22 protein-coding genes and 1 rRNA gene are annotated in these 26,263 nt (G+C 65.7%); 7 read left to right on the top strand and 16 right to left on the bottom strand.

What is annotated here, in order from left to right; all coding sequences use genetic code 11:
* Nucleotides 1-83: ribosomal RNA gene (gene rrf / locus HV681_RS28200) — 5S ribosomal RNA — on the top strand; the annotation flags it as partial.
* Between the two features lie 297 nt (nucleotides 84-380).
* Here rrf and HV681_RS22515 read toward each other — a convergent pair.
* Nucleotides 381-1,751 carry a sigma-54-dependent transcriptional regulator gene (locus tag HV681_RS22515; protein WP_175125087.1) on the bottom strand — a complete coding sequence of 457 codons (1,371 nt, stop codon included), beginning with the start codon at nucleotides 1,749-1,751 and terminating at the stop codon, nucleotides 381-383.
* Between the two features lie 91 nt (nucleotides 1,752-1,842).
* Nucleotides 1,843-3,789 carry a sensor histidine kinase gene (locus tag HV681_RS22510; RefSeq protein ID WP_175125086.1) on the bottom strand — a complete coding sequence of 649 codons (1,947 nt, stop codon included), beginning with the start codon at nucleotides 3,787-3,789 and terminating at the stop codon, nucleotides 1,843-1,845.
* Between the two features lie 291 nt (nucleotides 3,790-4,080).
* Here HV681_RS22510 and HV681_RS22505 point away from each other — a divergent pair, with 291 nt between their 5' ends.
* Nucleotides 4,081-5,433, top strand: coding sequence for a dicarboxylate/amino acid:cation symporter (locus HV681_RS22505; protein WP_175125085.1), 1,353 nt, complete (start codon nucleotides 4,081-4,083; stop codon nucleotides 5,431-5,433).
* 123 nt (nucleotides 5,434-5,556) lie between these two features.
* Here the strand turns inward: HV681_RS22505 and HV681_RS22500 are convergent, their stop codons facing one another.
* From HV681_RS22500 to HV681_RS22470, 7 genes are all read right to left on the bottom strand, one after another.
* The gene (locus HV681_RS22500) at nucleotides 5,557-6,183 is read right to left on the bottom strand and encodes a Maf family protein (protein ID WP_175125084.1); all 627 of its coding nucleotides are present in this window, start codon (nucleotides 6,181-6,183) and stop codon (nucleotides 5,557-5,559) included.
* Nucleotides 6,184-6,214: 31 nt separating this feature from the next.
* Nucleotides 6,215-6,685 (bottom strand): 23S rRNA (pseudouridine(1915)-N(3))-methyltransferase RlmH, encoded by a 471-nt coding sequence (gene rlmH, locus HV681_RS22495; protein WP_175125083.1) that lies wholly within the window; start codon nucleotides 6,683-6,685, stop codon nucleotides 6,215-6,217.
* A 7-nt stretch (nucleotides 6,686-6,692) separates the two neighbouring features.
* The gene (gene rsfS, locus HV681_RS22490) at nucleotides 6,693-7,103 is read right to left on the bottom strand and encodes a ribosome silencing factor (RefSeq protein ID WP_175125082.1); all 411 of its coding nucleotides are present in this window, start codon (nucleotides 7,101-7,103) and stop codon (nucleotides 6,693-6,695) included.
* 63 nt (nucleotides 7,104-7,166) lie between these two features.
* Entirely contained in the window at nucleotides 7,167-7,754 is a 588-nt protein-coding gene (nadD, locus tag HV681_RS22485) for a nicotinate (nicotinamide) nucleotide adenylyltransferase (protein ID WP_175125081.1), read from the bottom strand.
* Nucleotides 7,751-8,662 carry an oxygen-dependent coproporphyrinogen oxidase gene (gene hemF, locus HV681_RS22480; protein ID WP_175125080.1) on the bottom strand — a complete coding sequence of 304 codons (912 nt, stop codon included), beginning with the start codon at nucleotides 8,660-8,662 and terminating at the stop codon, nucleotides 7,751-7,753. The genes nadD and hemF overlap by 4 nt, the downstream gene beginning before the upstream one ends.
* 12 nt (nucleotides 8,663-8,674) lie before the next feature.
* Nucleotides 8,675-9,982 carry a phosphoribosylamine--glycine ligase gene (purD, locus tag HV681_RS22475; protein WP_175125079.1) on the bottom strand — a complete coding sequence of 436 codons (1,308 nt, stop codon included), beginning with the start codon at nucleotides 9,980-9,982 and terminating at the stop codon, nucleotides 8,675-8,677.
* A gap of 63 nt (nucleotides 9,983-10,045) precedes the next feature.
* On the bottom strand, nucleotides 10,046-10,777 hold the full coding sequence (locus HV681_RS22470) for a YebC/PmpR family DNA-binding transcriptional regulator (protein ID WP_175125078.1): 732 nt from the start codon (nucleotides 10,775-10,777) through the stop codon (nucleotides 10,046-10,048).
* A gap of 159 nt (nucleotides 10,778-10,936) precedes the next feature.
* Here HV681_RS22470 and HV681_RS22465 point away from each other — a divergent pair, with 159 nt between their 5' ends.
* The 3 genes from HV681_RS22465 (at nucleotide 10,937) to HV681_RS22455 (ending at nucleotide 14,662) form a co-directional block, all read left to right on the top strand.
* On the top strand, nucleotides 10,937-12,475 hold the full coding sequence (locus HV681_RS22465; protein WP_175125077.1) for a helicase HerA-like C-terminal domain-containing protein: 1,539 nt from the start codon (nucleotides 10,937-10,939) through the stop codon (nucleotides 12,473-12,475).
* Between the two features lie 127 nt (nucleotides 12,476-12,602).
* Entirely contained in the window at nucleotides 12,603-13,670 is a 1,068-nt protein-coding gene (locus HV681_RS22460; protein WP_175125076.1) for a tartrate dehydrogenase, read from the top strand.
* A gap of 32 nt (nucleotides 13,671-13,702) precedes the next feature.
* Nucleotides 13,703-14,662, top strand: coding sequence for a WaaZ-like lipopolysaccharide core biosynthesis protein (locus HV681_RS22455; RefSeq protein WP_175125075.1), 960 nt, complete (start codon nucleotides 13,703-13,705; stop codon nucleotides 14,660-14,662).
* 92 nt (nucleotides 14,663-14,754) lie between these two features.
* On the opposite strand, the gene HV681_RS22450 is transcribed toward HV681_RS22455, so the two are convergent.
* The 5 genes from HV681_RS22450 to HV681_RS22430 all read right to left on the bottom strand — a co-directional run bounded on the left by HV681_RS22450 (nucleotide 14,755) and on the right by HV681_RS22430 (nucleotide 20,533).
* On the bottom strand, nucleotides 14,755-16,368 hold the full coding sequence (locus HV681_RS22450) for a DHA2 family efflux MFS transporter permease subunit (RefSeq protein ID WP_254595041.1): 1,614 nt from the start codon (nucleotides 16,366-16,368) through the stop codon (nucleotides 14,755-14,757).
* Complete coding sequence (locus tag HV681_RS22445; protein WP_175125074.1) at nucleotides 16,365-17,558, bottom strand: HlyD family secretion protein; 1,194 nt, start codon at nucleotides 17,556-17,558, stop codon at nucleotides 16,365-16,367. The genes HV681_RS22450 and HV681_RS22445 overlap by 4 nt, the downstream gene beginning before the upstream one ends.
* A gap of 21 nt (nucleotides 17,559-17,579) precedes the next feature.
* Nucleotides 17,580-18,995 carry an efflux transporter outer membrane subunit gene (locus HV681_RS22440; protein WP_175125073.1) on the bottom strand — a complete coding sequence of 472 codons (1,416 nt, stop codon included), beginning with the start codon at nucleotides 18,993-18,995 and terminating at the stop codon, nucleotides 17,580-17,582.
* Between the two features lie 94 nt (nucleotides 18,996-19,089).
* Nucleotides 19,090-19,614 (bottom strand): MarR family winged helix-turn-helix transcriptional regulator, encoded by a 525-nt coding sequence (locus HV681_RS22435; RefSeq protein WP_175125093.1) that lies wholly within the window; start codon nucleotides 19,612-19,614, stop codon nucleotides 19,090-19,092.
* A gap of 31 nt (nucleotides 19,615-19,645) precedes the next feature.
* Entirely contained in the window at nucleotides 19,646-20,533 is an 888-nt protein-coding gene (locus HV681_RS22430; protein WP_175125072.1) for a DMT family transporter, read from the bottom strand.
* 69 nt (nucleotides 20,534-20,602) lie between these two features.
* On the opposite strand from HV681_RS22430, the gene HV681_RS22425 reads away from it, so the two are divergent.
* Entirely contained in the window at nucleotides 20,603-21,580 is a 978-nt protein-coding gene (locus tag HV681_RS22425) for a DMT family transporter (protein WP_175125071.1), read from the top strand.
* A 50-nt stretch (nucleotides 21,581-21,630) separates the two neighbouring features.
* Nucleotides 21,631-22,620, top strand: a complete 990-nt coding sequence (locus HV681_RS22420) for a quinone oxidoreductase family protein (RefSeq protein ID WP_175125070.1) — start codon at nucleotides 21,631-21,633, stop codon at nucleotides 22,618-22,620.
* A 114-nt stretch (nucleotides 22,621-22,734) separates the two neighbouring features.
* On the opposite strand, the gene HV681_RS22415 is transcribed toward HV681_RS22420, so the two are convergent.
* Complete coding sequence (locus tag HV681_RS22415) at nucleotides 22,735-23,409, bottom strand: epoxyqueuosine reductase QueH (protein WP_063956977.1); 675 nt, start codon at nucleotides 23,407-23,409, stop codon at nucleotides 22,735-22,737.
* 48 nt (nucleotides 23,410-23,457) lie between these two features.
* The gene (gene glnE / locus HV681_RS22410) at nucleotides 23,458-26,253 is read right to left on the bottom strand and encodes a bifunctional [glutamate--ammonia ligase]-adenylyl-L-tyrosine phosphorylase/[glutamate--ammonia-ligase] adenylyltransferase (RefSeq protein WP_175125069.1); all 2,796 of its coding nucleotides are present in this window, start codon (nucleotides 26,251-26,253) and stop codon (nucleotides 23,458-23,460) included.
* Nucleotides 26,254-26,263: the final 10 nt, after the last annotated feature.

The raw sequence follows: 26,263 nt of genomic DNA, 5'->3' as shown, positions 1-26,263 counted from the left end.
CTTCCCATCCCGAACAGGACAGTGAAACGCCTTTGCGCCGATGATAGTGGACGGACGTCTGTGAAAGTAGGTCATCGTCAGGCTTTTATTGCTCAAAACCCCGCAGGTATCGCCTGCGGGGTTTTGTCTTTGTGGCGTCGGGAGTAAGCCGGCTGCATTGCCGGCGCGTGTCGAGCGGTGCCCTATGCCTGGCAACAGAAGCAGGTCGGGCGCGGAGCGCTAATACGTCGGCGCGGGGCGCGGCTATGCGCTGCTGGCCTCAAAACATCCTTGGTATATCGCTTTAATTAAGAAACCCCTCGCGGCTGGCGCCGCGAGGGGTTTTTGTTTTGTTGAGCGGGGGATGGCCTGCGCAGCAGAGGATTCTCGACTTGGCTGCTTTAGAGAGGGCTACGGGATCCGCCGACGTAATCCTGGCGGTCGATGCCGTGGCGTTGAAGTTTGTCGTAGAACGTCTTGCGCGGAATGCCTAGCGCGTCGAGCGTGGCCTTGATGTCGCCGCGGTGGGCGGTGAGGGCGTCGCGGATGATTTGCGCTTCGATCTGCTCCATGCGTTCCGGAAGGCTGAGGGCGCCCCCTTGCGGTTGGACAGGCTCAGGTGCGGAGCTATTGAGAACCCCAAGCACGAAACGTTCTGCGAAGTGCGCGAGTTCACGAACGTTGCCGGGCCAGTCGTGCGTCATCAGGTGTTGGCGGATCGAGGCGGGCATGTCGGGGATGTCGCGCTGGAAACGGCGTGAGGCGTGGCCGAGGTAGTGGGCGAAGAGTAGCGGGATGTCTTCACGGCGTTCCCGCAACGGTGGAAGGCGGATCGTGACGACGTTGAGGCGGTAGAACAGATCTTCGCGGAACTTGGCGCGTATGGCGGGGCTACCCAGATCTTCTTTTGTGGCGGCGACTACGCGCAGGTCGAGATTGCGGACTTCGTTGCTGCCGAGCGGAGTGATCTGGCGTGATTCGAGCACGCGCAGCAGTTTGACCTGGACGGCGAGCGGCATGCTTTCGATTTCATCGAGAAACAGGGTGCCGCCGCTGGCATGTTCGATGCGGCCGATGCGTTTCTTTTGGGCGCCCGTGAAAGCGCCAGGCTCGTGACCGAAGAGCTCGCTTTCGATGACGCTTTCGGGTAAGGCGCCGCAATTGATGGCGACCAGCGCACGGTGCCGGCGCCGGCTCAGGCGGTGCAGTGCGGTTGCGACGACTTCCTTGCCGGTGCCCGTTTCACCTTCAACGAGTACATCGACGTCGGCGTCTGCAATGTGGCGCAGCGTTTGCTTGATGCGCTGCATGGCGGGCGTGGTGCCGATGAACGGCACTTCGTCGGCTTCGACGGTGAAGGCGGCTTCGCGCAGACGACGGTTTTCGAGAACGAGGCGCCGTTTTTCGGCGGCATGACTGATGGCGGCTACCAGGCGATCGGCCGGATAGGGCTTTGACAGGAAGTCGTACGCACCTTCCCGCATGCATTGAACTGCTGTGGCGATGTCGCCGTGGCCTGTAATCAGGATGACTGGAATGTCAGGCTCGATGGCGCGTAGCCGCTGGAAAAGCTCGAGGCCGTCGATATCAGGCATGCGGATATCCGTGACCACTACGCCGTCGAAATTCCGGTCCAGGGCCGGCAACGCAGCACGCGCGTTGGCGTGCGCCTCGACCGAGATGCCGTGAAGCTTCAGCGTTTGCTGGGCCGCGCGGCGCAGTTCGTCGTCGTCGTCAATGAACACGGCGTGGGGCGCGACGGGCCGTTGCATGCGGTCGTCCGTCACGTCCGCGACCTTTGCTGTATTACGGGCATTTGCGGAATTTGCGGCAGTTGGGGCCTCGGCGCCGGGGGACTGAGGATCAGGGGCACGCGTCATGGTGAGTGCTCGGGGTGTGATTTTGATCCGGCGCTTTGCGCAGGGTCAGAATGAACAAGGCGCCGGTCGCGGGCGCATGAGGGGACGGCAAGCTGGCATCGCCTGGGCGGGCGGCGCGTAGTTCGCCGCCGAACTCTGTGACGATGTCGCGGCTGATGACGAGGCCCAGGCCCATGCCGTCCGGCTTGGTCGTGTGAAAGGGGGTGAAGAGGTGGGCGCGGGCTTGGTCGGACAGGCCGGGGCCGTTGTCGTGAACCTGCAGCTGCACGGTGTCGCCGAGGTCTTGCAAGGCGATGATGATTCGCCCGTTCTGGGCGCCTTCCAGCGCCTCGAGCCCGTTCTGCAGCAGATTGACCAAAACCTGCTCCAACCGAACGCGATTGGCCAGGACGTGGCAGTTCTGGTTGCGAGGCGGGCTTTGCAGCGTGACGCCTTGGCGGCGGGCGCGGGGACCCACGAGGAGAATCGCCCCTTCCAGAGCTTCCATCAGGTCGGTTGGGCCGACTGTTGCACCTGCCTTGCGCGAAAAGGCGCGAAGCTCGCCGGTGATGTGGCCGATTCGATCGGTCAGTGCGGCGATGGTACCCAGGTTCTCCTGGACGGCGCTTTCGTCGCGGCGTCGCAGAAACTCGGCGGCGTTGTCGGCGTAGGCGCGGATGGCTGCGACGGGCTGGTTGACCTCGTGCGCGACGCCAGCCGCGACCTGGCCCAGCAATGCCAGCTTGCTGGCCTGGACCAGTTCGTCCTTCATGGTGTGAAGCTGGGATTCGGCGCTTTGGCGTTCGTCCATTTCGTCGACGAGCTTGGCGTTCACGTCTCGCAGCTGCGCTGTGCGCTCGTCCACCAGCGCTGCGAGCTGTTGTTGAATCGCGGCCTGTTGCTCGGCGCGTTCCTGGTTGCGATGACGGCGGTACAGCACGACGCCGATCAGCGCGGCGAGCACGCTCTGCGTAAGTAATGCGCCGAGTTGGGCATTTGCGCTGGCCTGATTCATGGCCGCCTGCACCGGGGATAGCTGGTGCAGCGTCCAGCCGGGCGATTCGATGACCGGCAGGGTGGTGTGCAGCAGCGGAGCGCCGGCGGCGGCGCGGGGCAGCGCGTCGTCGGTGCGGATGAGTTGGCCGTTGCTGGCCGGTTGCAGGGGCGGTGTGACGGGAAGCGGTTGGAATTTTGCGTCGCCAAACTGCAGGCTGGTGCGCAGCGTCTCTGCCAGCGCGGCCGACAGCGGCGCCAGCACCCTGAAGCGCCAGTCTGGAATATTGCCCAGCAACACCACCCCATGTTCGTCGGTCACGAAGATGACGGCGTTGGCTTGGCGCCAATCGGCCTCCAGGTCCCGGAAGTCGACCTTCAAGACCACCACGCCCAGCATTGCGCCCTGCGCGTCGTCCACACGCCGCGACAGGTACAGGCCCGCTTCGTGGCTGACCGTGCCCAGTGCGAAGTGTTCGGCCGAGCCGTGCAGGACCGATCCCTGGAAGTAGGGGCGGAATTCGTAATCGACGCCGACGAAGGTGGCCGGTTCGCGCCAATTGCTGGCGGCGATCGCCAGGCCTTTTTTGTCGAGCACGTAGATGGCGGAGGCGCCGACGCCGCGGCTGAGCGCTTCGAGCTTTTCGTCCAACGCCTCGATCTGCCTTGAACTGGCCCCTTGAAGCGCCGCGCGCAGGTCGACGTCTTGAGTCAGCACAAAGGGCAGCGCCCGGAATTTGTCGAGGTTGTTGCGCAGCAGCGCGGCGTTGATCTGGCCGGTGCTGCGGGCCTGGAGGGCGGCCTCGCGCAGCGCCCCGTCGCGCGCCCACTGGGTGGCCGCGTGCAGCGTGATCGCGACGATGCCGACGGCCAGCAGTGTCAGCCCCACGCGCCATGGCCAGGACCAGGCGCGGGAAGAGGTGGGCGGGGGGAGGGGTGAGGAAGAGGAGCCGTTCATGGTGTGCGGTTTTCCGCACATTTTAGCGGGTTTCTGTGCGGAGATTCGCCTATTAATGCTTCTCGGTGGACAAGCAGCGATTGCGAAATCCTATATTTTTCAATGCTTTATCTGAATTGTTGCGGAGCCGCCTGACTTGGCATGGGTATTGCGTTTATACCGGCAAGCCGCGCGGCACACCCGCGGTGAAATCGGCCGGCGGCAGGATCGCATGGCCATAAAACAGATAACGCCCCGACGTCGCACGCGCCACGCTGCGCGGAGCAAGGGGCCCTGGTGGGGACAATCCCAATGATCGAAGTGGATCAAAGCGCGCCCGCGCGCAAGCTCAAGTTCTATCAAATCCTGTACGTGCAGGTGATCTTCGCCATCGTGGTGGGCATCTTGCTTGGCGCATTCAAGCCGGAACTCGGCCAGCAGATGCAACCCCTGGGCGACGCCTTCATCAAGCTGGTGAAGATGATCATTGCGCCGGTCATCTTCCTGACCGTGGCAACCGGCATTGCCGCCATGAGCGACCTGAAGAAGGTCGGGCGCGTGGCCGGCAAGGCCATGCTGTATTTCCTGGTGTTCTCGACGTTGGCGTTGGTCGTCGGCATGGTGGTCAGCCATATCGTGCAGCCCGGCGCCGGCATGCACATCGACCCGACCACGCTGGATCAGAAGGCCGTATCCGGATATGTCGCCAAGGCGCATGATTCGACGATCACCGGCTTCCTGATGAACGTCATTCCCACGACCATCTTCAGCCCGTTCGTCGGTGGCGACATCCTGCAGGTGCTGTTCGTGGCGGTGCTGTTCGGCATTTCGCTCGCCATGGTCGGCGAGCGCGGCAAACCGATCCTGAATTTCATGACGGCGCTGGCGCAGCCCATCTTCAAGATGGTGGCGATCCTGATGAAGGCCGCGCCCATCGGCGCCTTTGGCGCGATGGCGTTCACCATCGGCAAATACGGCATCAAGTCGGTCGTGAACCTGGCGATGCTGGTGGGCACGTTCTACGCGACGTCGGTGCTGTTCGTGGTGGTCGTGCTGGGCCTGGTTGCCCGCTACAACGGCTTCTCGATCTTCAAGCTGGTCCGCTACATCCGCGAAGAACTGCTGCTGGTGCTGGGCACGAGCTCGTCGGAAGCCGCTCTGCCGACGTTGATGCAGAAGATGGAACGCGCTGGCTGCTCGAAGTCGGTGGTCGGCCTGGTGGTGCCTACCGGTTACTCGTTCAACCTGGACGGCACCAACATCTACATGACGATGGCCGCGCTGTTCATTGCGCAGGCCTGCGACATTCCGCTGTCGCTGGGTGATCAGATCCTGCTGCTGCTCGTGGCGATGCTGAGCTCGAAGGGCGCGGCCGGCGTGACCGGCGCGGGTTTCATCACGCTGGCGGCCACGCTGTCGGTGGTGCCTTCGGTGCCGGTCGCCGGCATGGCGCTTATCCTGGGTGTGGATCGCTTCATGTCGGAATGTCGCGCCCTGACCAACCTGGTCGGCAACGCGACTGCCACCGTGGTCGTCGCGCGCTGGGAAGGCGAGCTCGATCAGGAGCAACTGCATGCCACGCTGGACAGCGCAGGCACGCCCGCGGCGGCGCAGACGCAATCGCAGCCGCAAGTCGCCATCGGCGAACCTGCCCGCCAGAGCTAAACTTTTTCGCCGCGCGTGCCCGGCGGCGAATGAAACATGGCCTGCGCCGAATCGCGTGCCGGTCAAAAAAAATCCCCCGAAAGCCATGCGGCGCGGGGGATTTTTTTTCGGGCTGGATTTGTGTCAGGGCACCTGGATGCCGGCCTCGCGGAGCAGGTTGGCGGTTTCGAAGAGCGGCAGGCCCATTACGCCGGTGTAGCTGCCGGCGATGCGCGAGACGAATGTGCCCGCCAGGCCTTGAATGCCATACGCGCCCGCCTTGCCGAAGGGTTCGCCGCTGTCGCAATAGCGGCTGATTTCGTCTTCTTGCAAGGCGCGCATGTGGACTTCGGTGATGGAGACGGCTTCCAGCAGGCGGTCGCCACTGCACACTGCAACTGCGGTATGGACTTCGTGCGAGGCGCCGGACAGCGCTCGCAGGATACGGATCGCGTCGTCGCGGTCTGCGGGCTTGCCCAGGACCTCGCCCGCCAGGATGACGGTGGTGTCGGCGGCAAGCAAGGGCAGGACGGGCATGGCGTGCGCGCGCATCCAGTCGCGGCCGCGCAGGGCCTTGTCCCGGGCGGTGCGCTGCACGTAATCAGCGGCGCTTTCGCCCGGATGCTGCGGTTCGTCCTCGCCGGGCGGGGCCGGGACGAGCAGGACCTCGTGCGCGAGGCCGATCTGATTCAGCAATTCGCGGCGGCGCGGGCTGGCGGAGGCGAGATAGAGGCGCGGGGAGGAACGGGAGAGAGTGGCGGTGTCGGTCATGCGCAGCAGGGCAGGCGCCGCCGGGCGGCGGTCACGCGCGGTGGTAGGGATGGTTGGTCATGATGGCCCAGGCGCGGTAGAGCTGTTCGGCCAGGACCACGCGCACCATGGGGTGGGGCAACGTGAGGGACGACAGGCGCAACTGGCCGCTGGCGGATGCCTTGAGGGCGGGATCCAGGCCGTCGGGGCCGCCGACAAGAAACGCGACATCCTGCCCGCCCGCGCGCCACTGTTCGAGTTTTTGCGACAGCGCCATCGTGGTGAGGTCGCGGCCGCGTTCGTCCAGGGCCATGCGCAGCACATTGGCGGGCAGGGCGGCCTCAATGCGCTTGGCCTCGGCCGCCATCATCTGGGCCGGGGTCTTGCCTGTGGTGCGGGGTTCGGGCTTGATCTCGCGCAGTTCAAGGGCGCAGTCGGCCGGCAGGCGCTTGGCGTAGTCGTCCCAGGCGGTCTGCACCCAGTCCGGCATCCGCGTGCCCACCGCGACGACGATCAGCTTCACGGCGTGATCAGTCTTCGGTGTCGTCGTAACCGCCGTCGCTGTCGCTGGGGACAGGCGCGACGCGGGTCGATTCGGGCAGGAGCTTCACGCGCACCGGCTTGCCGCCCCAGATTTCTTCGAGGTTGTAATACTGGCGAATGGCCGGCTGCATGATGTGCACGACGACGTCGCCAAGGTCGACGACGACCCATTCACCGGTGTCCTCGCCTTCGATGGTGATGCCGGTGAGCGACATGGCGCGGCCGCGATCGGCGACGCTGGACGCCAGCGCGCGGGTCTGCCGGTTGGAGGTGGCGCTTGCAATCACGACGCGATCGAACAGGCTGGTCAGATGCGTGGTGCTGAAGACCTTGATGTCTTGCGCCTTGACGTCTTCGAGGGCGTCGATGACGGCGCGTTGGAGTTTCTGTATATCCATAGGTGCAAATATAACCCGCTCGAGGGCAGCGGCGGCTGACCGGCAGCGCCGGGCGGGAAGGGTTTATCGGTAGAGTTTGTGCGCCGCAATATAGGCGGCGACGGACGCGTCGAGCAGTCCGTCGGTGGATTCGCCCTGCGCCAGGCGCTGGCGGATTTCGGAAGCCGACACCGGCATGGGCGGAAAAGGCAATTCTTGCAGCGTGCGGCCCTGGTCCTCTAGCCATTGCGCAAGTTTCGGCGGTGCGCTTAGGGGCGTGCCGGGGCGAGTGGCCACGGCCAGGTCGACCAGGCTGGAAATGTCGCGCCAGTTGCGCCAGGTGCAGAAATTGGCGAGCTGGTCGGCCCCCAGCAGCCATGCATAGCGCGCGTCCTGCGGCAGGGCGCGCAGCGTGTCGATGGTGTAGGTGGCGCCGCCCCGCTCGATTTCAATGGGGTTGACCGCCAGTCCGGGATGGCCGGCGATGGCCAGTTCCAGCATCGCAAGGCGATGTTCGGCGGTGGCGTTCAGCGCAGCGCGCTGCCAGGGGTTGGCGGCGGGGATGAGCTGCACCTGGTTTAACCCCAGCGACTGCAGGGCATTCTGCGCCAGCGCGATGTGGGCGACGTGAACGGGGTCGAAGCTGCCGCCGAAGAGGCCGATGCGTTTCAAACCCAGTCCTGCGGTTTGAGATAGGCGGCCAGTTCGGCCTCGGGGGTGCCGGCTTCAGGCTGCCAGTCGTAGCGCCATTGCGCGAGCGGCGGCATGGACAGCAGGATTGATTCGGTGCGGCCCCCGGATTGCAGGCCGAAGAGCGTGCCGCGGTCGAAGACCAGGTTGAATTCGACGTAGCGGCCGCGGCGGTAGGCCTGGAAATCGCGCTCGCGTTCGGTGTAGGCGATGCCGCGGCGCTTGTCGACGATGGGCAGGTAGCTGTCCAGGAATGCGTCGCCGACTGAACGGGTCAGGGCAAAAGACGCGTCGAAGCCGGGGGCGTTCAGGTCGTCGAAGAAGACGCCGCCGATGCCGCGGGTTTCGTCGCGATGCTTGAGGAAGAAGTATTCGTCGCACCAGCGCTTGTAGCGCGGATAGTAATCGGGCCCATGGACCGCCAGCGCGTCCCGGCACACCGTGTGGAAGTGGCGGGCGTCTTCTTCGAAGGGATAGTACGGGGTGAGGTCGATGCCGCCGCCGAACCAGAAGACGTCGGCCTCGTCATGGCCGGGCCGCGCGGCCGCGACGAACATGCGCACGTTCATGTGCGTGGTGGGCACGTACGGATTGCGCGGGTGCAGCACCATGGACACGCCCATGGCTTCCCATGAGCGGCCGGCAAGTTCCGGGCGGTGCGCGCTGGCCGATGGCGGCAGCTTGGAACCCTTGACGTGGCTGAACAGCACGCCGGCGCGTTCGAAGAGCTGGCCGCCTTCGAGCAGGCGCGACAGACCGCCGCCGCCCTCGGGCCGCACCCATTCGTCGGCGCGGAAGGGGCCGCCTTCGGCCGCTTCCAGCGCGCCCACGATGCGGGCCTGCAAGCCGGTGAGGTAGTCCCGGACAGCGGAGACGGGCAGAGCGGTCATGGGCGGTTCCGGTTACGCGTTGGACTTGGGCTTTTGCTGCGACGGCTTGAGCGCGCGCCAGCCGATGTCGGAGCGGTACTGGCGGCCATCGAAGTGGATGCGGTCAATGGCTTCGTAGACACGGTCGCGCGCCATTTTGACGGAATCGCCCAGGGCGGTGACGCACAGTACGCGCCCGCCAGTGGTCTTGACTTCTTCGCCATCGAGCTGGGTGGCGGCGTGAAAGACCATGCAGTCTTCGGCATCGGCGGGCAGGCCACGGATGACGTCGCCGGTGCGCGGCGTGTTGGGGTAGTTGTGAGCGGCCAGCACGGCGCCCAGGGCGGTGCGGCGGTCCCAGACGATGTCAGCCTGGTCGAGCGTGCCTTCGACGGCGTGCTCGAGGGCATCCAGCAGGTCGCTCTTGACGCGCATCATGATGGGCTGGGTTTCGGGGTCGCCCATGCGGCAGTTGAATTCCAGCGTCTTGATTTCGCGGTCGGGATCGTCGCCCGGGGCGATCATCAGGCCGGCGTACAGGAAACCCGTATACGGAATGCCGTCGCGCGTCATGCCCTGCACGGTAGGCAGGATGATTTCGCGCATGATGCGGTGATGCAGTTCGGGCGTGACGATGGGCGCGGGGGAGTAGGCGCCCATGCCGCCCGTATTGGGACCGCGGTCGCCGTCTTGCAGGCGCTTGTGGTCCTGGCTGGTGGCCAGGGCGAGCACGTTGCGGCCGTCGCACATGACGATGAAGCTGGCTTCTTCGCCGATCAGGCATTCTTCGATGACGACGCGCGCGCCGGCTTCGCCCATGGAGCCGTCGCCCAGCATGGCGTCGACGGCGGCGTGCGCTTCTTCGAGGGTGGCGGCGACGACCACGCCCTTGCCCGCGGCCAGACCGTCAGCCTTGATGACGATGGGCGCGCCTTCCTGGTCAATGTAGGCATGAGCCTTGGCCGGGTCGGTGAAGGTTTCGTAGCGCGCGGTCGGGATGTTGTGCCGGACCATGAAGGCCTTGGCGTAATCCTTGGAGCTTTCAAGCTGCGCGGCGGCCTTGGTGGGTCCGAAGATCTTCAGGCCACGGGCGCGGAAGACGTCGACGACACCGGCGGCCAGGGGCGCCTCGGGGCCGACGACCGTCAGGGCGATGCCCTCGCGCTGGACGAAATCGGCCAGTTCCTCGGCATTGGTGAGCGGGATGTTCTCCATCTGCTCGGCCCGTTGCGTGCCGCCGTTGCCCGGAGCGACATACACCTTGTGCACGCGCGGGGAGCGGGCCAGCCGCCAGGCGAGGGCATGTTCGCGGCCGCCCGAGCCAATTACCAGGAGTTTCATGTTGCGTGAGTCTGAAGAGGCGCGCAGGCGGACGGAGCCGCTGGCGCGCCAGGAAAGGGAGAGTTACTGCGCTTCGTCGAAAATGACGGTCGTATAGACTTCCTGCACGTCGTCCAGGCTTTCCAGGGCGTCGAGCAGTTTCTGCATCTTGGCGGCGTCGTCGCCGGCGAGTTCGGTTTCGTTCAGGGCCTTCATGACGATGCCGTCGACTTCGGCCTTCAGGCCGGCCTCGTCGAAGGCCTTGCGCACGGCAGCGTAATCGGACGGGGCGCAGACGACTTCGATCACGCCTTCTTCGTCGGTGGTGACGTCTTCGGCGCCGGCCTCGAGGGCGGCTTCCATGACCTTGTCTTCAGGGGTGCCCGGGGCGAACACGAATTGGCCGCAGTGCTTGAACATGAAGGCGACCGAGCCTTCCTGGCCGAGGTTGCCGCCGTTCTTGGAGAACGCGTGGCGGACTTCGGCGACGGTGCGGGTGCGGTTGTCGGTCATGCAGTCGACGATGACCGCCGCGCCGCCAATGCCGTAGCCTTCGTAGCGGACTTCTTCGTAGGCCTCGCCGTCGGCGCCGCCCGCGCCACGCTGGATGGCGCGCTGGATGTTGTCCTTGGGCATGTTGGCGTCGGTGGCCTTGTCCCAGGCCATGCGCAAACGAGGGTTGCTGTCCGGGTCGGGGCCGCCGGCGCGCGCCGCCACGGTGATTTCACGAATGATCTTGGTCCAGAGCTTTCCGCGCTTGGCGTCTTGGCGCCCTTTGCGGTGCTGAATATTGGCCCATTTGCTGTGTCCGGCCATGGCTTCCCAGGGTAATGTGTCTGCAAAGACGGCATTTTACCGTGCCGGCGGCCCTCCCGTCCGGCAAGAGGGACGCTTGTGTCCATATAGCCACGCGCACAAGGCGGGCGGCAGGCTCTACACTTGGGCATCCATCTGATCCCTGGTCCGGAGCCGCCCATGCCCAACCCCCTTGTCATCGCCAAGAACGCGCAGACCGAGTTGGCGCTGCTGCCGGCCCTGGCCAACCGCCACGGGTGCATCACGGGGGCCACCGGCACGGGCAAAACCGTCACCCTGCAGGTCCTGGCCGAGTCTTTTTCCCGGATCGGCACGCCCGTGTTCATGGCGGACGTCAAAGGCGACCTGACCGGCATTTCGCAGGCGGGCGTGTCCAGCCCCAAGCTGCAGGAACGCCTGAAGAACCTGGGGCTGCCGGAGCCCGCCTGGGGCGCCAGCCCGGTCGCCCTGTGGGACGTCTTTGGCGAGCAGGGGCTGCCGGTGCGGGCCACCATTACCGATATGGGGCCGCTGCTGCTGTCGCGCATTCTTGAACTGAACGACACGCAGGAAGGCGTCCTGACCCTGGTTTTCAAGGTGGCGGACGACGAGGGACAACTGCTGCTGGATTTGAAGGATTTGCGGGCGATGCTGCAGGACGTCGCCGACCGCGCCGGCGAACTAAAGACGCGCTACGGCAATGTGTCCTCGGCCAGCGTCGGCGCCATCCAGCGCGGTCTGCTCGCGCTGGAATCGCAAGGCGCGGAACGATTTTTCGGCGAGCCGATGCTGGACGTTGCCGACCTGATGCGCACCGACGCGCAGGGCCGCGGCATCGTCAACGTGCTGGCGGCCGACAAGCTGATGCAGGCGCCGCGCCTGTACGCCATCTTCCTGCTGTGGCTGTTGGCCGACCTGTATGAAAAGCTGCCCGAGGTGGGTGACATGGACCAGCCCAAACTGGTCTTCTTCTTCGACGAGGCCCACCTGCTGTTCAACGACGCCCCGCAGGCGCTCCTGACCAAGATCGAGCAGGTCGTGCGCCTGGTCCGCTCCAAGGGCGTGGGCGTTTATTTCGTGACCCAGAATCCGCTGGATATCCCCGACACCGTGCTGGGCCAGTTGGGCAACCGCGTCCAGCATGCGCTGCGGGCGTTCACGCCGCGCGACCAGAAGGCCGTCAAGACTGCGGCGCAGACCATGCGGCCCAATCCCGGCCTGGACATCGAGGCCGCGATCACCGAGCTGGGCGTGGGCGAGGCGCTGGTGTCGCTCCTGGATGCCAAGGGCCGCCCGATGCCGACCGAGCGCGCCTACATCGTGCCGCCGGGCAGCCGTATCGGGCCGGCGACGGACGCGGAACGTCAGGCGCTGCGCCAGGGCAATCCCCTGGCGCCCAAATATGAAAAGGCGGTCGACCGGGAATCCGCCTACGAAATCCTGGCGGGCCGCGCGGCGGCGCCGGCAGAACCTCCGGTCGCCAAGGATGTTCCGGCCCGGGCCGGGCAGCCGTCCGCCAAGACGTCCCAGCCGCCTGCCGACGAGAGCGGCGGGCTGATGGACAGCCTGAAGGACGTGCTGTTCGGGTCGACTGGACCGCGCGGCGGCAAACGCGACGGCGTGGTGCAGACCATTGCCAAAAGCTCGGCACGCTCCATCGCGCGGGAACTCACACGAGGGATCCTCGGGTCGTTGCTGGGATCGAAGGGCCGGCGCTAAGCCTCATCGGCGCAACGTGGCGAATCGGCCAGTCCGACCGTCCGTTTCGTAAAGTGGGGTATTGTGTGGCCGGCATTTATGCCTGACATTGCGGGCGGTGTATCAATGAAAACCAAAGGAAGACGTGGTGGCTAAGAAACACAAGATTGCGGTGCTCCCAGGAGACGGGATCGGCAAGGAAGTCGTGCCGGAAGGTTTGAAGGTGCTGGATGCCGTGGCGACGCGGTTCGGAATCGAGTTCCAATGGGACCATTTCGACTGGAGCTGCGACTACTACGCCGAGCACGGCAAGATGATGCCGGACGACTGGAAGGACCAGATCGGCCAGCACGAGGCCATTTTCTTCGGTTCGATCGGCTGGCCCGCTACGGTGCCCGACCACGAGGCCTTGTGGGGCTCGTTGTTCAAGTTCCGCCGTGAATTCGATCAATACATCAATCTGCGCCCGGTGCGTCTGATGCCCGGCGTGCCGTCGCCGCTGGCCGACCGCAAGCCCGGCGAGATCGATTTCTTCATCGTGCGTGAAAACACCGAAGGCGAATACTCCAACAGCGGTGGCCGCCTGTTCGAGGGCACCGACCGCGAAGTGGTCATCCAGGAAAGTGTTTTTACACGCATCGGCGCCGAGCGGGTGCTGAAGTTCGCATTTGAACTGGCGCAAAAGCGCGGCAAGCACCTGACCGCCGCCACCAAGTCCAATGGCATTTCGATTTCGATGCCGTGGTGGGACGAGCGCGTGGCCGAGATGGCCGGGAACTATCCCGACGTGCGCTGGGACAAATATCACATCGACATCCTGTGCGCACACTTCGTGCAGCATCCGGACTGGTTCGATGTCGTGGTGGCTTCCAACCTGTTTGGCGACATCCTGTCGGACCTGGGACCGGCCTGCACGGGCACCATCGGTATCGCGCCGTCCGCCAATCTCAACCCGGAACGCAAGTTTCCGTCGCTCTTTGAACCGGTGCATGGCTCGGCGCCGGACATTTATGGCAAGGGCATCGCCAACCCCATCGGTCAGATCTGGAGCGGGGCATTGATGCTGGATTTCTTGGGGTATCCCGACGCGTCGGCCGCCGTGGTTAAGGCAATCGAGACCGTGCTGGCCGAAGGTCCGCGGACGCGGGATATGAAAGGCAACGCTTCAACGGCCGAAGTCGGCGACGCGATCGCTGCGCTGGTTCGAGCCGGCTGATGGCATTGGCGGCAGGCCCGTCCGATTAATTGATGAACGACTCGATTATTTCTCCCCCCTCCGATCACGTGGGCGGCGGGCGGGCCGACCGCTTCGTGCGCAAGCTTTTTCGCATGCTGCGCTCGCGCACGCAGCGGCACAATCAGCATCTGTGGCCGTTCGTCCGTATCTGGCGCGACAAGGAAGGCGCGATCAGCGGGTATCGCGCCTTCGGTCGTTCGCTGCCCGTCACGCCGCTATCCCAAGGCTACGACCCCGCCGACAAGGTGGTGCATCTGATCCTGAGCGGCCCGTCGATCGCCGAGATTCCCTATGACCGGATGGATATCGGCGTGGCGATGGGCGTCAATGGCGCCATCGCGCTGTCGCGCAAGTTTGGTCTGAAGTTCAAGTATTACTGCATCATCGACCAGAACTTCGTGCGCGACCGCATCGACCTGGTGCGAGAGATCGTCGCGAGCGACCTGACCTTGTATGTGTTTCCGGAGGTGCTGCGCTACATCATGCAGGGCATCCCCCAGGAACACATCCGCTGCCGCATCTGCATCATCGAACTGATATCCAAGCGCGCTTACGAGCGTAGCGCCGCGCCGGCAGTGCTCAAGCGCATTGCGGCGGCCTCGGCTGACGTCGAACTGCTGGACGCCAAGCAGGGGCTGGGCTACAGCTTCGATGCCTCGCTGGGGGTATTCGATGCCGATACCGTCGCGTATGCGGCCCTTCAGGTCCTGATGTCCGGCGGGGTGCGCGAAGTCTACGTGCACGGGCTGGACCTGACCGTGCAGGGCGGATTGCGTTTCTACGACGAGGGCGGCAAGCCGCAGACCAGCCGTCTGACGCGCAACTTTCCGCGCTACATCGAGCCGTCTTTCCGCTTTGCATCACCGCTGTGGCGCGCGCGGGGGGTGTCCGTGTTCAACCTGTCGCCGGTCAGCGCGTTGTCGGCCGACATCATCGAACGCAAGGACTGGCGCACGCTGCTCAAGGACTGATCCGGCGGTGCGGACGCCGCCAGGCCAACCCGAGCATCAGAAAAAAACAAGGCGCCGCGAGGCGCCTTGTGCTTTTGCCGATGCCGTTCGTGTCAGTGCGCGCCGGCAGCCGCTTCCGCCGCACCGCCGCCGCCCGATTTGGACGGGCGCGGCCGCGCGAACCACACCAGGCCCGTCAGCAGCAGGAAGATGATGGCGGACGCGTAGAACACGTCCGTCGCCGACATCGTGAAGGCCTGCGCATTGATCAGCCCGTCCACCATGGTGAGCGCTTGCTGGTGCGAGACGCCCAGCCCGTTCTGCAAGGTGTTCATGGTCTGGTCAAACGCCTGCTGGCCGGGCCGGGCAATCTCGGTCAGCTGCGCGTGATGCAGCGTTGCGCGGTTTTCCCACAGCGTCGTCGAAATCGACGTGCCGAACGCGCCCGCCGTCAGCCGCAGGAAGTTCGACAGCCCGGATGCCGCCGGGATGCGCCAAGGCTCCATGCTGGACAGCGTGATCGACGTGAGCGGCACGAAGAACGCCGCCATCGCTGCGCCCTGGATGATGGTCGGGATCATCAGTGTGCGCACGTCCGTCTGGGTGTTGAAGCCCGCGCGCATGAAGCAGACCAGCGCAAAGATCAGGAAGGCGACCGTGACGATCTGCCTGGGGTCGCGCGTGGCCAGCATCTTGCCCACGATGGGCGTGAGCAGGATCGCCAGCAGTCCGACCGGCGCAGTTACGAGCCCCGCATAGGTCGCGGTGTAGCCCATGTTGCTTTGCAGCCAGAGCGGCAGCAGCACGACGTTGCCGAAGAAGACGCCATAGGCCACCGCCAGCGTCAGCGCGCCCACCGTGAAGTTGCGGACCTTGAAAAGGCGCAGGTCCACTACGGGGTGCGCGTCGGTCAACTCCCAGATCAGGAAGAACACGAAGGCCACGAACGCAATCGCCGCCAGCGCGATGATGGTGGGGCTGGCAAACCAGTCCAGCTCCTTGCCCTTGTCCAGCATGATCTGCAGCGCGCCTACCCAGACCACGAGCAGGACGAGGCCGAGCTTGTCGATCGGCAGCTTGCGCGTGACGGATTCGCGGTTGCCGTAGATGCGCCAGCTGATCCAGGCGGCCAGGAGGCCCACCGGCACGTTGATGTAGAAGATCCAGGGCCAGGTGTAGTTGTCGGAAATCCAGCCGCCGAGCAGCGGGCCGGCCACCGGCGCCACCAGTGTCGTCATGGACCAGACCGCCAGCGCCATGCCTGCCTTGGACTTCGGAAAGCTGGCCAGCATCAGCGTCTGCGACAGGGGGATCATCGGGCCGGCCACCGCGCCTTGCAGCACCCGGAACGCGATCAGCGCCTCAAGCGAGGGCGAAAAGCCGCACAGCCAGGACGCCAGCACGAAGAGCAGCGTGGAGATCAGGAACAGGCGCACCTGTCCGAAGCGCTGCGTCAGCCAGCCGGTCAGCGGCACGGTGATGGCGTTGGCCACCGCAAACGATGTAATGACCCACGTGCCCTGGCTGGTGCTCACGCCCAGGTCGCCGGAGATGGTGGGGATGGACACGTTCGCGATGGAAGTGTCCAGCACGTTCATGAAGACCGCGGTCGACAGGGCAATGGACCCGATGATGCGGGTCGCGCCCTCCAATGGCGGATGGGTGCCCGGCGGGCGGGCGGCTTCTTGGGGCGCGCCGGCGCCCGCGGGCTGGGCGGCCGTGCTCATGATGCGACGTTGGCGGCGATGATCTTCGCGATCATTGCGTCGACTTCATTGTGGGCGGGCTCGAAGGCGCGGGTCGACCAGGCCGGTTCCTTGCGCGCCACCTGCGTGAGCGGGGCGCCATCGTCCTTGCCGACGTCGACTTCCACGTCCATCGACAGGCCCACGCGCAGCGGATGCTGCTTGAGGTCTTCGGGATCCAGCGTGATGCGCACGGGGACGCGCTGCACCACCTTGATCCAGTTGCCGGTGGCGTTCTGGGCGGGAAGCAGAGCGAAGGCGGCGCCCGTGCCGGCATCCAGCCCGGCGACGGTGCCGTGGTAGGTGACCGAGCTGCCGTATAGATCGGCCACCATCTTGACCGGCTGGCCGATGCGCATCTTGCGCAACTGGCCTTCCTTGAAGTTGGCCTCGACCCAGACCTGGTCCAGCGGCACCACGGTCATCAGCGCGGCGCCTGGGGCGACGCGCTGGCCGACCTGCGCGCTGCGACGCGCGATCACGCCGCCCACGGGGGCGGGCAGCACGGTGCGCGACTGCGCAAGCCAGGCGTTGCGCAGCTCGGCGGCCGCCTGGCGCACGTCGGGGTGATCGGCCACCGAGGTGCCTTGCGTCAGCGCCTGGTTGGTCGCCAGCTTGGCCTGCGCGGCGGCCAGTGCCGCCTTGGCTTGCGCAACGCCGGACTGCGCGGACTTGAGCGCGACCTCGGCGTGCAGGATTTCCTCGCCGCTGACGCCGCCCGACTTGGCGAGCTGCTGGCGGCGCTTCACGTCGCTCTGCGCGCGGGTCAGCTCAGCCTGGGCGCGCAGGATGTCGGCATTGCGCAGGTCGACGTCGGCCGCCAGCGCATCGTTCTGCACGTAGTAGGTCTGCACCTGGCGCACGGTCTGCGCCAGCTTGGCTTGCGCCTGCTGCAGGGCGACGTCGGTGTCGGCGGGGTCCAGGCGGACCAGCGGCTGGCCGGCGGTGACCGTTTCGGTGTCGTCGGCTTCGATGGCCACCACGGTGCCGGGCACCTGCGGTGTGATCTGCACCAGGTTGCCGTGCACGTAGGCATCGTCGGTGCTTTCAAAATGGGCGCCGAACAGCGCCCACCAGATGCCGTAGGCAATGCCGGCAACGATGAAAACGCCGGTCGCCGTCAGCAGGAGGCGTTTACGGGCGGGATGGGTGGTGGGAGTGGCAGCGTTCATGACGTCTGAATCCGGGATCGTTCAATGAATGGAGTTCGGGGCAGGCTCGGCCTGCGCCGCATAGCCGCCGCCCAGGGCGGTGGCAAGGTTGGCGTCGAGCTGATAGGCGCGGATGCGCAGGTCCGTTTCAAGACGGGCCTGCGTCAGCACGCCGGTCTGCGCGATCAACACGGTGATGTAGTTGCCCATGCCGGCCTTGTAGCGGTCGACGGCCAGGGCGTAGGCGGCCTCGATGGCCTCGCGCGCCTGGCGTTGCTGGGCCTTTTCCTGGTCCAGCAGGCGCAGGCCGTCCAGGGCGTCGGCGACCTGATGTGCGGCGTCCAGCACGGTCTGGTTGTAGTCCGACACCGCCAGGTCCGCATCGGCGCGGCGGCCCGCGAGATTGGCGTTGAGTTCTCCGCCGTGGAAGATGGGCAGCGTGATGGCCGGACCGATGCCGGCCATGCGGGCGTCGGCGCCCAGCAGGTTGCCGGTGCCGATCGCCTGAAAGCCGACGAACGCGGCGAGGTTCACGTTGGGATAGAACTCGGCCTTGGCCGTGTCGATGGCGTGGCGCGCCGCCTCGGCGCGCCAGCGGGCGGCCGTGACGTCGGGCCGGTGACCGAGCAGGTCGAGCGGAACACTGGCCGGGACCGCGCCGGCCGGTGCGGTCAGTGACACCTGAACCAGATCCTGTCCCCGCTGCGGGCCGGCGCCGGCCAAGGCGGCGACCTGGTTACGCAGTTGGGCGAGCGTGGTGTCGGTCTGGGTCAGTTCGACCTTGCCGGAGGCCAGCGACGACTCGGCCTGCTTGACTTCAACCTGCGTGTCCAGCCCGGCCGAGTAGCGGCCCTGGGTCAGCGACAGAACTTCAGCGCGCTGTGCGATCACGCGGTTCAGCACGTCGCGCTGGGCAAACGCGTTCTGCAGGTTCAGGTAGGCGCGCACGGTCGCGCTGGCGAGCAGGTTGCGCGCGGCTTGCGCGTCGGCGCTGGCGGCTTCCTGTTGCGACACGGCGGACTGCAGGCGCGAACGGTTCTTACCCCAGAAATCAAGCTCGTAGCTGAAGTCCAGCGCCAGCCGGTTGTCGCTGACGACGGAGCCGCCCAGCGGCGCCGGGTAGATGTAGTCCTTGGACAGGTGCTCGCGATTGAGGGTGTAGCCCGCGTCCACGCGCGGCAGCAGCGGCGCGCGCGCGATGCCGACGGCGGCGTTGGCCTTGGCCAGGCGCGCCTGCGCGGCGCTCATTGACGGACTGTTTGCCAGCGCTTCGGTCATCAGCGCGTTGAGCTGCGGGTCGCCGTAGCGTTCCCACCATTGGGCGGCGGGCCATTCGGTGGCTTGACCGGTCAGCCCGAGCTTGGCGGCATCAAGCGCGGCGACGGGCTTGGGCGCCGGCTCCATCAGCGCGCAACCGGCGAGGGCGAGCACCAATGCGGTAGATAAAAGGCGTTTCATCCTGACTGTTAGCTGAAAGTAATTGATTGATCTGTATTTGCCTAGGCAATGATTATGCCAAATAAAAACCCCGGCTCCAGCACGGGGCGTGGGGTCAGCGGTCGGCCGGGGAGCCGGACGCGGACCCGTTTGCGATCATTCGTCGCATGAAGTGCATGAGTTGCTTGACCTCGTCGGTCGAAAAGCCGCGCAGGTGATGATTGAGCGCGCGGGCAATGTTGGCGGGGATTTCGCGGGCCTTGGCCTCGCCCAGTTCGGTGAGCTCGATCTTGACGACGCGGCGGTCTTCCTGACTGCGGTTCCGGCGCAAGAGACCCTTGGCTTCCAGGCGATCCAGCGCACGCGTCATGGCGCCGGTGTCCATGTCGTTGAGCCGCGCCAGTTCGGCGGGCGTATCGGCACGGCCCAGAAACACCATGGCCAGCGGGCGCCATTGCATGGCGGTGAGGTCAAGCGGCGCCATCTCCTGGTCCAGCATGCGGTTCAGGGAGTGATAAGCCAGCTTGATGAGGTAGCCCGCGTTGTCTTCGGCCATGCAACGGGTGTCGTTGCGGTAATGGACCGGGGTGTCGGGCGACTCGGAGGATTCGGGCGTGGGCAGGGAAGGCGCGGCAGTCATGCGGCGCATTTTACTGCCTAGTCAGTTATTGTCAAGGCTGTATCTTTGCCGCGGGTTCGGCCACCGGCGCCTGCTTGCGCAGACCGGACCAGACGATGGCGGCCACGATCAGCGCAGCGCCGGCCAGCATGCGCGGCGTCGGCTCCTGGCTGAACAGCACCCAGGCGAAGGCAATGGCATAGACCGGTTCCAGCGCAATCACCAGCCCCGCGCTACGGGCGTTCAGCCGGGTCAGGCTGGAGACGAACAGGTAATGGGACAGCCCGGTGCAGAAGACGCCCAGCAACGCCAGCCAGAACCAGTCCAGCGCGGGCAGGGCAGGCAGTTGGCCGATCGCGAAGGGCACCATCACCAGCGCCACCACCACGTTCTGCCAGCAGGCCACCTGCATCGGATCCATGCCGGAGGCCGAGCGGCGGTTGCTCAAGGCCAGCAGCGCAAAGCTCAGGCCGGACAGCAGGCCCCACGCGAGTCCGATGGTGCCCTGGTCGGCCAGGTTGAACGAAGGCGTGACGAGCACCAGGCCGGCGGTCACCAGGCCCAACAGCAGCCATTCGGCAAGACGGACGCGCTCGCGGAAGATGAGGCCTTCGAACAGGGTGATGAAGGCGGGAAAACTGGCAAAGCCGAGCGTCGCGATGGCAATGCCGCCCACCTTCACGGAAATGAAGAACGTGACCCAGTGCGCCGCGAGCAGCGCGCCCGCGAGGACCAGCACGAACAGCTGCGCCGGGGTCAGCACGCCCAGCAGCGGCTTGCGGCGCATGCGCGCGAAGATGCCCAGCGCCACGACCGCGAACAGCGCCCGTCCCAGCGTGATGACGGCGGCGCTGGCCTGGATCAGTTCGCCGAACACGCCGGTCAGGCCGAATAGCACGGCGGCAATATGGATATAAGTGAGGGCGCGGTGTCGGGTCATGCTGCGAAGGAGGCGGTCTGCATCAGAGAAGGCGTGCAATTATTTTTGCGGTGAACTTAAAATCATCGCATGAATCGTATTGCCAAGCTTACGGCGCTCCCGCTGGCCTCCAGCCGCGCCGCCGGGATCGCCATGGCGGTGCTTGGCGCCATCCTCTTTTCCGCCAAGGCCATCGTCGTCAAGTTCACCTACCGCTACGGAATCGACGCGGTCACGCTGATCGCGTTTCGGATGCTGTTCGCGATGCCGTTCTTCGCGGTGGTGGCGTGGCGCCAGTCGCGCCGCGCGGCGCGGGGCGAGATCGTGGTGATGACCACCAAGGAACGCCTGCAGGTGTGCGTGCTTGGTCTTCTGGGCTATTACCTGTCCAGCTTCCTGGACTTCCTGGGGTTGCGCTACATCACCGCCAGCCTCGAACGCCTGATCCTGTTTCTGTCTCCCTCGCTCGTCGTGCTGCTGTCGGCCCTTTGGTTCAAGCGGCCGATCGAGCGCCGGCAATGGCTGGCCATGGTGCTGTCGTACGCCGGCGTGGTGCTGGTGTTTGCGCACGACCTGTCCTTCGGCGGAGGCGGCGAGGTGCTGTTAGGGTCTTTGTTCGTTTTCGGCTCGGCCGCAAGCTATTCTGTGTACCTGATTTGCTCCGGGGAACTGATCAAGCGGATCGGCCCGACGCGGCTGGTGGCGTATGCCATGCTGGTGTCGTGCGTGGCCTGCATCATCCAGTTCTTTGTCGTGCACCCGCCGTCGATGCTGATCCAGCCCGCCGCGGTCTATGGCTATTCCATCATTCACGCCACGCTGAACACGGTGGTGCCGGTATTCATGCTGATGTGGGCAGTGTCGCTGATTGGCGCACCCACTGCTTCGCTGCTGGGCATGGTGGGACCGGTGTCGGTGCTGTTCCTGGCCTCGTGGTTCCTGGACGAGCCCATCACCGTGTGGCAGATGGGCGGAACCGTCCTGGTGCTGGCGGGGGTGTTTGCGTTGATGGGGGGCGGCGCCATGCGCACGCCGCCCGCGCAGGACGACAGGCAATCCACGCGGTGAAGTCTGCATTTTTGGTCAATTCGCATTATTTCCAATGAAAGGAGGCCAGCATGGCCAGCAATCTCGTCAAGGCAATTCGTATCGAGCAGCACGGTGGTCCTGAAGTTTTGAAGCTGGTTGAGGTGGAAGTGCCGCCGCCGGCCGCCAACGAAGTCACGATCGAGCAGCACGCTGCCGGTCTGAACTTCATCGATATCTATTTCCGCACGGGCTTGTATCCGCATCCGCTGCCGCACGGCCTGGGTTTCGAGGGCGCCGGCGTGGTGACCGCCGTGGGCGCCGACGTCAAGCACCTGAAGAAGGGCGACCGCGTGGCCTATGGCCAGAGCCCCATCGGCGCCTATGCCAAGGCTCGCAACGTGCCGGCCCTGCAGGTCGTCAAGGTGCCCAAGGGCATTGAATTCGATGAAGCGGCCGCGCTGATGCTCAAGGGCCTGACGGTGCAGTACCTGTTCCGCCAGACGTACCGCCTGCAGGGCGGCGAGACCATCCTGTTCCATGCCGCGGCTGGCGGTGTCGGGCTGATCGCTTGCCAATGGGCCAAGGCGCTCGGCGTCAAGCTGATCGGCACGGTCTCCAGCCCGGAAAAGGCGGAACTGGCGCGCGAGAACGGCGCCTGGGAAACCATTGATTATTCGCGTGAAAACGTGGTCGAGCGCGTGCTGGAACTGACGGGCGGCAAGAAGGTGCCCGTGGTGTACGACGGCGTGGGCAAGGACACGTGGGAAACCTCGCTGGACTGCATCGAGCCGCGCGGTTTGATGGTCAGCTTCGGCAACGCCTCGGGGCCGGTGGCAGGCGTGAACCTGGCCGTCCTGAATCAGAAGGGCAGCCTGTACGTGACGCGCCCCTCGCTGGGCATCCACGTGAACACGCTGGAAAAGCTGCAGTCGGCCTCCGAAGAACTGTTCGACCTCGTGCTCAAGAAGAAGATCAAGGTCCGCATCGACCAGCGCTACACGCTGGAGCAGGCGGGCGAGGCGCAGACGGCGCTGGCTTCGCGCAAGACGACGGGCGCGACGGTGCTGACGCTGGACTGATCGCAACACAAAGCATTGCGGCGCCCCGTGGGGCGCCGCAGCGGGCCTGGAGGACGCGCGATGCGCGGACTGCCAGGCTTTTTTATGGGCGGTGCAGAGCGCACCGCCCGCTGATCAGAGATTTTCTTCGTTGATCAGGTCTTCCTTGCCGTAGAACTTGACGCCGATGTGAATGCGTTCGCGGCCCTGCGAGCGGCGATGGCGGTTGGTATCGCGCAGCGAGTAGACGCAGCCGCAGTATTCCTGCTGGTAGAAGTTCTCGCGCTTGCTGATTTCGATCATGCGCGCCGAACCGCCGCCCTTGCGCCAGTTGTAGGTCCAGTAGATCAGGTCGTCGTAGCGCGCGGCGGCGCGTTCGCCGCAGCCGTTGATCTGGTTCATGTCCTTCCAGCGCGAGATCCCGAGCGAGCTGGTGATGGTGTCAAAGCCATGCTCGTGCGCGTAAAGCGCGGTGCGCTCGAAGCGCATGTCGAAGCAGGCCGTGCAGCGCTCGCCGCGCTCGGGCGCGTCTTCCATGCCCTTGACGCGTTCGAACCAGTTGTCCATGTCGTAGTCGGCGTCGATGAATTCGATGCCGTGCTGCTCGGCGAAGCGGATGTTCTCCTGCTTGCGGATTTCGTACTCTTTGACCGGATGGATGTTCGGGTTGTAGAAGTAGATCGCGTAATCGATCCCGGAGGCCGTCATGGCCTCCATGACCTCGCCGGAACAGGGCGCGCAACACGAATGCATCAGCACCTTGCTGCGGCCAGCGGGCAGGTCGAGTTTGGGGCGGACGAGTTCAGACATGGCGGTCAGGCAAAAGCGGAAAAACCCTTATTTTACGACGAGTTGCCATCAGCCTAGCACCGTCGTCCAGAGCTCGCGGACCGCGGCCCGTTCTGACTGCAACTGGTCGGGCGCCACGCGGGCCTTTTCCACGCCCTGAAGACGCAATTGGTGCTGGACGCGCCGAAGCGTGCGGTAGGCGTCGCCCGACCGCGCCGCCAGGTCCGGCGGGATCAGCCCGGCTTCGCCGGCCAGGCGCAATAGCGCGATGTTGCCCAGGTTGCGCACCAGCACCGGATGCGTGCCCGCGTGGCACAGCACCAGGTACTGCGTCACGAATTCCACGTCGACCATGCCGCCGCGATCGTGCTTCAGATCGAAGCGGTCGGTGGTGTTGGGATGGCCGGCATTGATCTTTTCGCGCATCGCCAGCACCTCGTTGCGCAACGCGGCCGTGTCGCGCGGCGCCACCAGGATGTCCTCGCGGATCTTCTCAAAGCGCTCGCCCAGGTTGGCGTCGCCCGCCGCGAAACGCGCCCGGGTCAGCGCCTGGTGTTCCCACGCCCAGGCGTGCTTGTGCTGGTATTGCTCGAAGGCCTCCAGCGAGACCGCCAGCAGCCCCGCGTCGCCGTCGGGCCGCAGGCGCAGGTCGGTTTCGTACAACCGGCCCGAGGACGTCATGGTCGACAGCCAGGACGACATGCGCCGGCCCAGCTTGGCGTAGACCTCCGCCGCGTCGTCGCGCGGGTCGTCGAACAGGAACACCAGGTCAAGATCGGACGCATAGCCCAGTTCCTTGCCGCCCAGCTTGCCGTACGCGATGACGGCAAAGTGCGGCTCGGCGCCCGGGACCTTGTTCACGAGCGGCCAGGCGCGACGGATGGTTTCGGTAAGCAGCAGGTCGGCCAGCGCGGACAACTGGTCGGCCAGCTTTTCGACGGTGAGCTCGCCCTCCAGATCCTGCGCCAGCAATTGGAAGCTGGCCTGGCGCTGCACGTCGCGCATCAGGTTCATCTGGCGTTCGACGTCCGGATCGCCGTCCGGCAGGCGGCAGGCGTCCATATCTGCGGTGAGCTGCCGGGCAATCTGGCCGAAGTCTAGCGGCTCGAAGAGCGTGCGCCAGTCGATCAGGCTGTCGAGCAGCAGCGGATGCTGCGTCAGGTACTGCGCGGCCCACGGACTGGCGGCCACCATGCGCGCCACGCGCGCCAGCGTGTCCGGGTATTCGGCGAGCAAGGCAAGGTACGCGCTGCGTTGCGCAATCTTTTCGATCAGGTCGAACAGGCGCACCGCCGCTTCATGTGGCGCCGGCGTCTGCAGCGCCGCGCGCAGGGCGGCCGGCAGCAGGACCTCCATACGGCGGCGGCTGCTTTCCGGCAGGCTGCGCACGCGATGGCTGCCCGATAGCGTCTCGGCGCGGCGCAGCAGATCGTCTGCATCGTTGCCGAACGCCTGGCGGATCTGCTCGCTCAGTTCGCATTCGCTGTCAGGCTCGGGCTGGCTGGACGGCGTGGCGTCTGCGGTGGCGTCCGGGGCGGTGGCGGGTGCAGCTTCTTCCTCGCCCATGCCGACCATGCGGAAGACGTTGCGGAAGGTCTGCGACACGAACTCGCGGTGTGCCGCCAAGGTGTTTTCAAAGTCTTCGGCGGTCATCCCCAGCGCCGCGGCCAGGGCGGCGCGCAGGTCGGGGTCGCCGGGCAAGAGGTGGGTCTGCTCGTCTTCGCGATACTGCAGCGCATGCTCGGTGCGGCGCAGGAAACGATAGGCCTCTTCCAGCCGGCGGGCATCGTCCTCGGGGATCAGACCCGCCACGCACTCGGCATGCAGCGCTTCGAGCAGCCCCCGCTTTTGCAGCGCCGGCATGCGGCCGCCGCGAATCAATTGCGCAAGCTGCACCACGAACTCGATCTCGCGGATGCCGCCGTCGCCCAGCTTGATGTTGTTGGCGCTGTCGATGCCATTGCGCGCCGACGCGCGGCGCTGCCAGTCCTGGCGGATGCGCTCGCGCAGCGCGCGCAGCGCGGCCAGCGCGTCAAAATCGAAATACTTGCGGTAGACGAAGGGCACGCGCAGGCTTTCCAGTTGCCGGGCCTGCGCGGCGCTGTCGCTGTCTTCGAACGCCTGCGCGGGCATCAGCCGCGCTTTCAGCCAGGCATAGCGCTCCCATTCGCGGCCCTGGCCGATCAGGTAGTGCTCCAGGGCATCCAGGCTCCAGGCCAGCGGACCGGCGTCGCCGTCCGGGCGCAGGCGCAGGTCGGTGCGGAACACCTGGCCGTTGGCGTCCACCTCGGACAGTACCGGCATCATGCGGCGGGTCAGGCGCCCGTAGAACTCGTGATGGCTGATGCGGCGCGGGCCGTCGGTTTCGCCTTCTTCGCCGTACAGCATGATGAGGTCGATGTCGGACGAGACGTTCAGCTCGCAGCCGCCGAGCTTGCCCATGCCGACGATCAGCATCTCCTGCGGTTTGCCGGTGGCCGGGTCGCGCGGCATGCCGTGCACGGCCGACAGTTCCGCCGCCACGCTGCGGTAGGCGGCAGCCACTGCCATGTCCGCCAGCGTGGTCATGGCGCCCACCACCTCTTCAAGCGGCGCTTGCCCGGTCAGGTCGCGCACGATCAGCACGCTGAAGACGCGTTCGCGCAGCTTTCGCAGCACCATGCGGCAGACGTCCACCGGCAAGGCGGCGGAGGCGGCCGAGGCGGGGCCGGCCAGTTCGTTCTGCCATTGCGCCATCAGGTCGGGTGTCACCGGGTGTTTCACGGCCTCGTCCAACCAGGCGGCCAGGTCCGGGTGGGCGTCCAGGCGGCGGCGCAGATGGCCGGACCAGGCGAGGGCGGGAGCGATCAAGGATGGTTTCGACATGGTGCAAAGG

The sequence above is a fragment of the Achromobacter animicus genome, from assembly GCF_902859585.1.
In the GTDB taxonomy this organism is placed as follows: Bacteria; Pseudomonadota; Gammaproteobacteria; order Burkholderiales; family Burkholderiaceae_B; genus Achromobacter; species Achromobacter animicus.
This window is presented reverse-complemented; position numbering and strand designations above follow the sequence as displayed.

Excerpts from the sequence above, each read along its gene's own strand:
- HV681_RS22455 (WP_175125075.1), top strand. The coding sequence starts at position 13,703 with ATGAACGACTCGATTATTTCTCCCCCCTCCGATCACGTGGGCGGCGGG.
- HV681_RS22440 (WP_175125073.1), bottom strand. The coding sequence starts at position 18,995 with ATGAAACGCCTTTTATCTACCGCATTGGTGCTCGCCCTCGCCGGTTGC.
- HV681_RS22515 (WP_175125087.1), bottom strand. The coding sequence starts at position 1,751 with ATGCAACGGCCCGTCGCGCCCCACGCCGTGTTCATTGACGACGACGAC.
- HV681_RS22505 (WP_175125085.1), top strand. The coding sequence starts at position 4,081 with ATGATCGAAGTGGATCAAAGCGCGCCCGCGCGCAAGCTCAAGTTCTAT.
- HV681_RS22430 (WP_175125072.1), bottom strand. The coding sequence starts at position 20,533 with ATGACCCGACACCGCGCCCTCACTTATATCCATATTGCCGCCGTGCTA.
- HV681_RS22415 (WP_063956977.1), bottom strand. The coding sequence starts at position 23,409 with ATGTCTGAACTCGTCCGCCCCAAACTCGACCTGCCCGCTGGCCGCAGC.
- hemF (WP_175125080.1), bottom strand. The coding sequence starts at position 8,662 with ATGACCGCTCTGCCCGTCTCCGCTGTCCGGGACTACCTCACCGGCTTG.
- HV681_RS22510 (WP_175125086.1), bottom strand. The coding sequence starts at position 3,789 with ATGAACGGCTCCTCTTCCTCACCCCTCCCCCCGCCCACCTCTTCCCGC.
- HV681_RS22420 (WP_175125070.1), top strand. The coding sequence starts at position 21,631 with ATGGCCAGCAATCTCGTCAAGGCAATTCGTATCGAGCAGCACGGTGGT.
- HV681_RS22500 (WP_175125084.1), bottom strand. The coding sequence starts at position 6,183 with ATGACCGACACCGCCACTCTCTCCCGTTCCTCCCCGCGCCTCTATCTC.
- glnE (WP_175125069.1), bottom strand. The coding sequence starts at position 26,253 with ATGTCGAAACCATCCTTGATCGCTCCCGCCCTCGCCTGGTCCGGCCAT.
- purD (WP_175125079.1), bottom strand. The coding sequence starts at position 9,982 with ATGAAACTCCTGGTAATTGGCTCGGGCGGCCGCGAACATGCCCTCGCC.
- rsfS (WP_175125082.1), bottom strand. The coding sequence starts at position 7,103 with ATGGATATACAGAAACTCCAACGCGCCGTCATCGACGCCCTCGAAGAC.
- HV681_RS22465 (WP_175125077.1), top strand. The coding sequence starts at position 10,937 with ATGCCCAACCCCCTTGTCATCGCCAAGAACGCGCAGACCGAGTTGGCG.
- HV681_RS22450 (WP_254595041.1), bottom strand. The coding sequence starts at position 16,368 with ATGAGCACGGCCGCCCAGCCCGCGGGCGCCGGCGCGCCCCAAGAAGCC.
- HV681_RS22425 (WP_175125071.1), top strand. The coding sequence starts at position 20,603 with ATGAATCGTATTGCCAAGCTTACGGCGCTCCCGCTGGCCTCCAGCCGC.
- HV681_RS22470 (WP_175125078.1), bottom strand. The coding sequence starts at position 10,777 with ATGGCCGGACACAGCAAATGGGCCAATATTCAGCACCGCAAAGGGCGC.
- HV681_RS22445 (WP_175125074.1), bottom strand. The coding sequence starts at position 17,558 with ATGAACGCTGCCACTCCCACCACCCATCCCGCCCGTAAACGCCTCCTG.
- HV681_RS22435 (WP_175125093.1), bottom strand. The coding sequence starts at position 19,614 with ATGACTGCCGCGCCTTCCCTGCCCACGCCCGAATCCTCCGAGTCGCCC.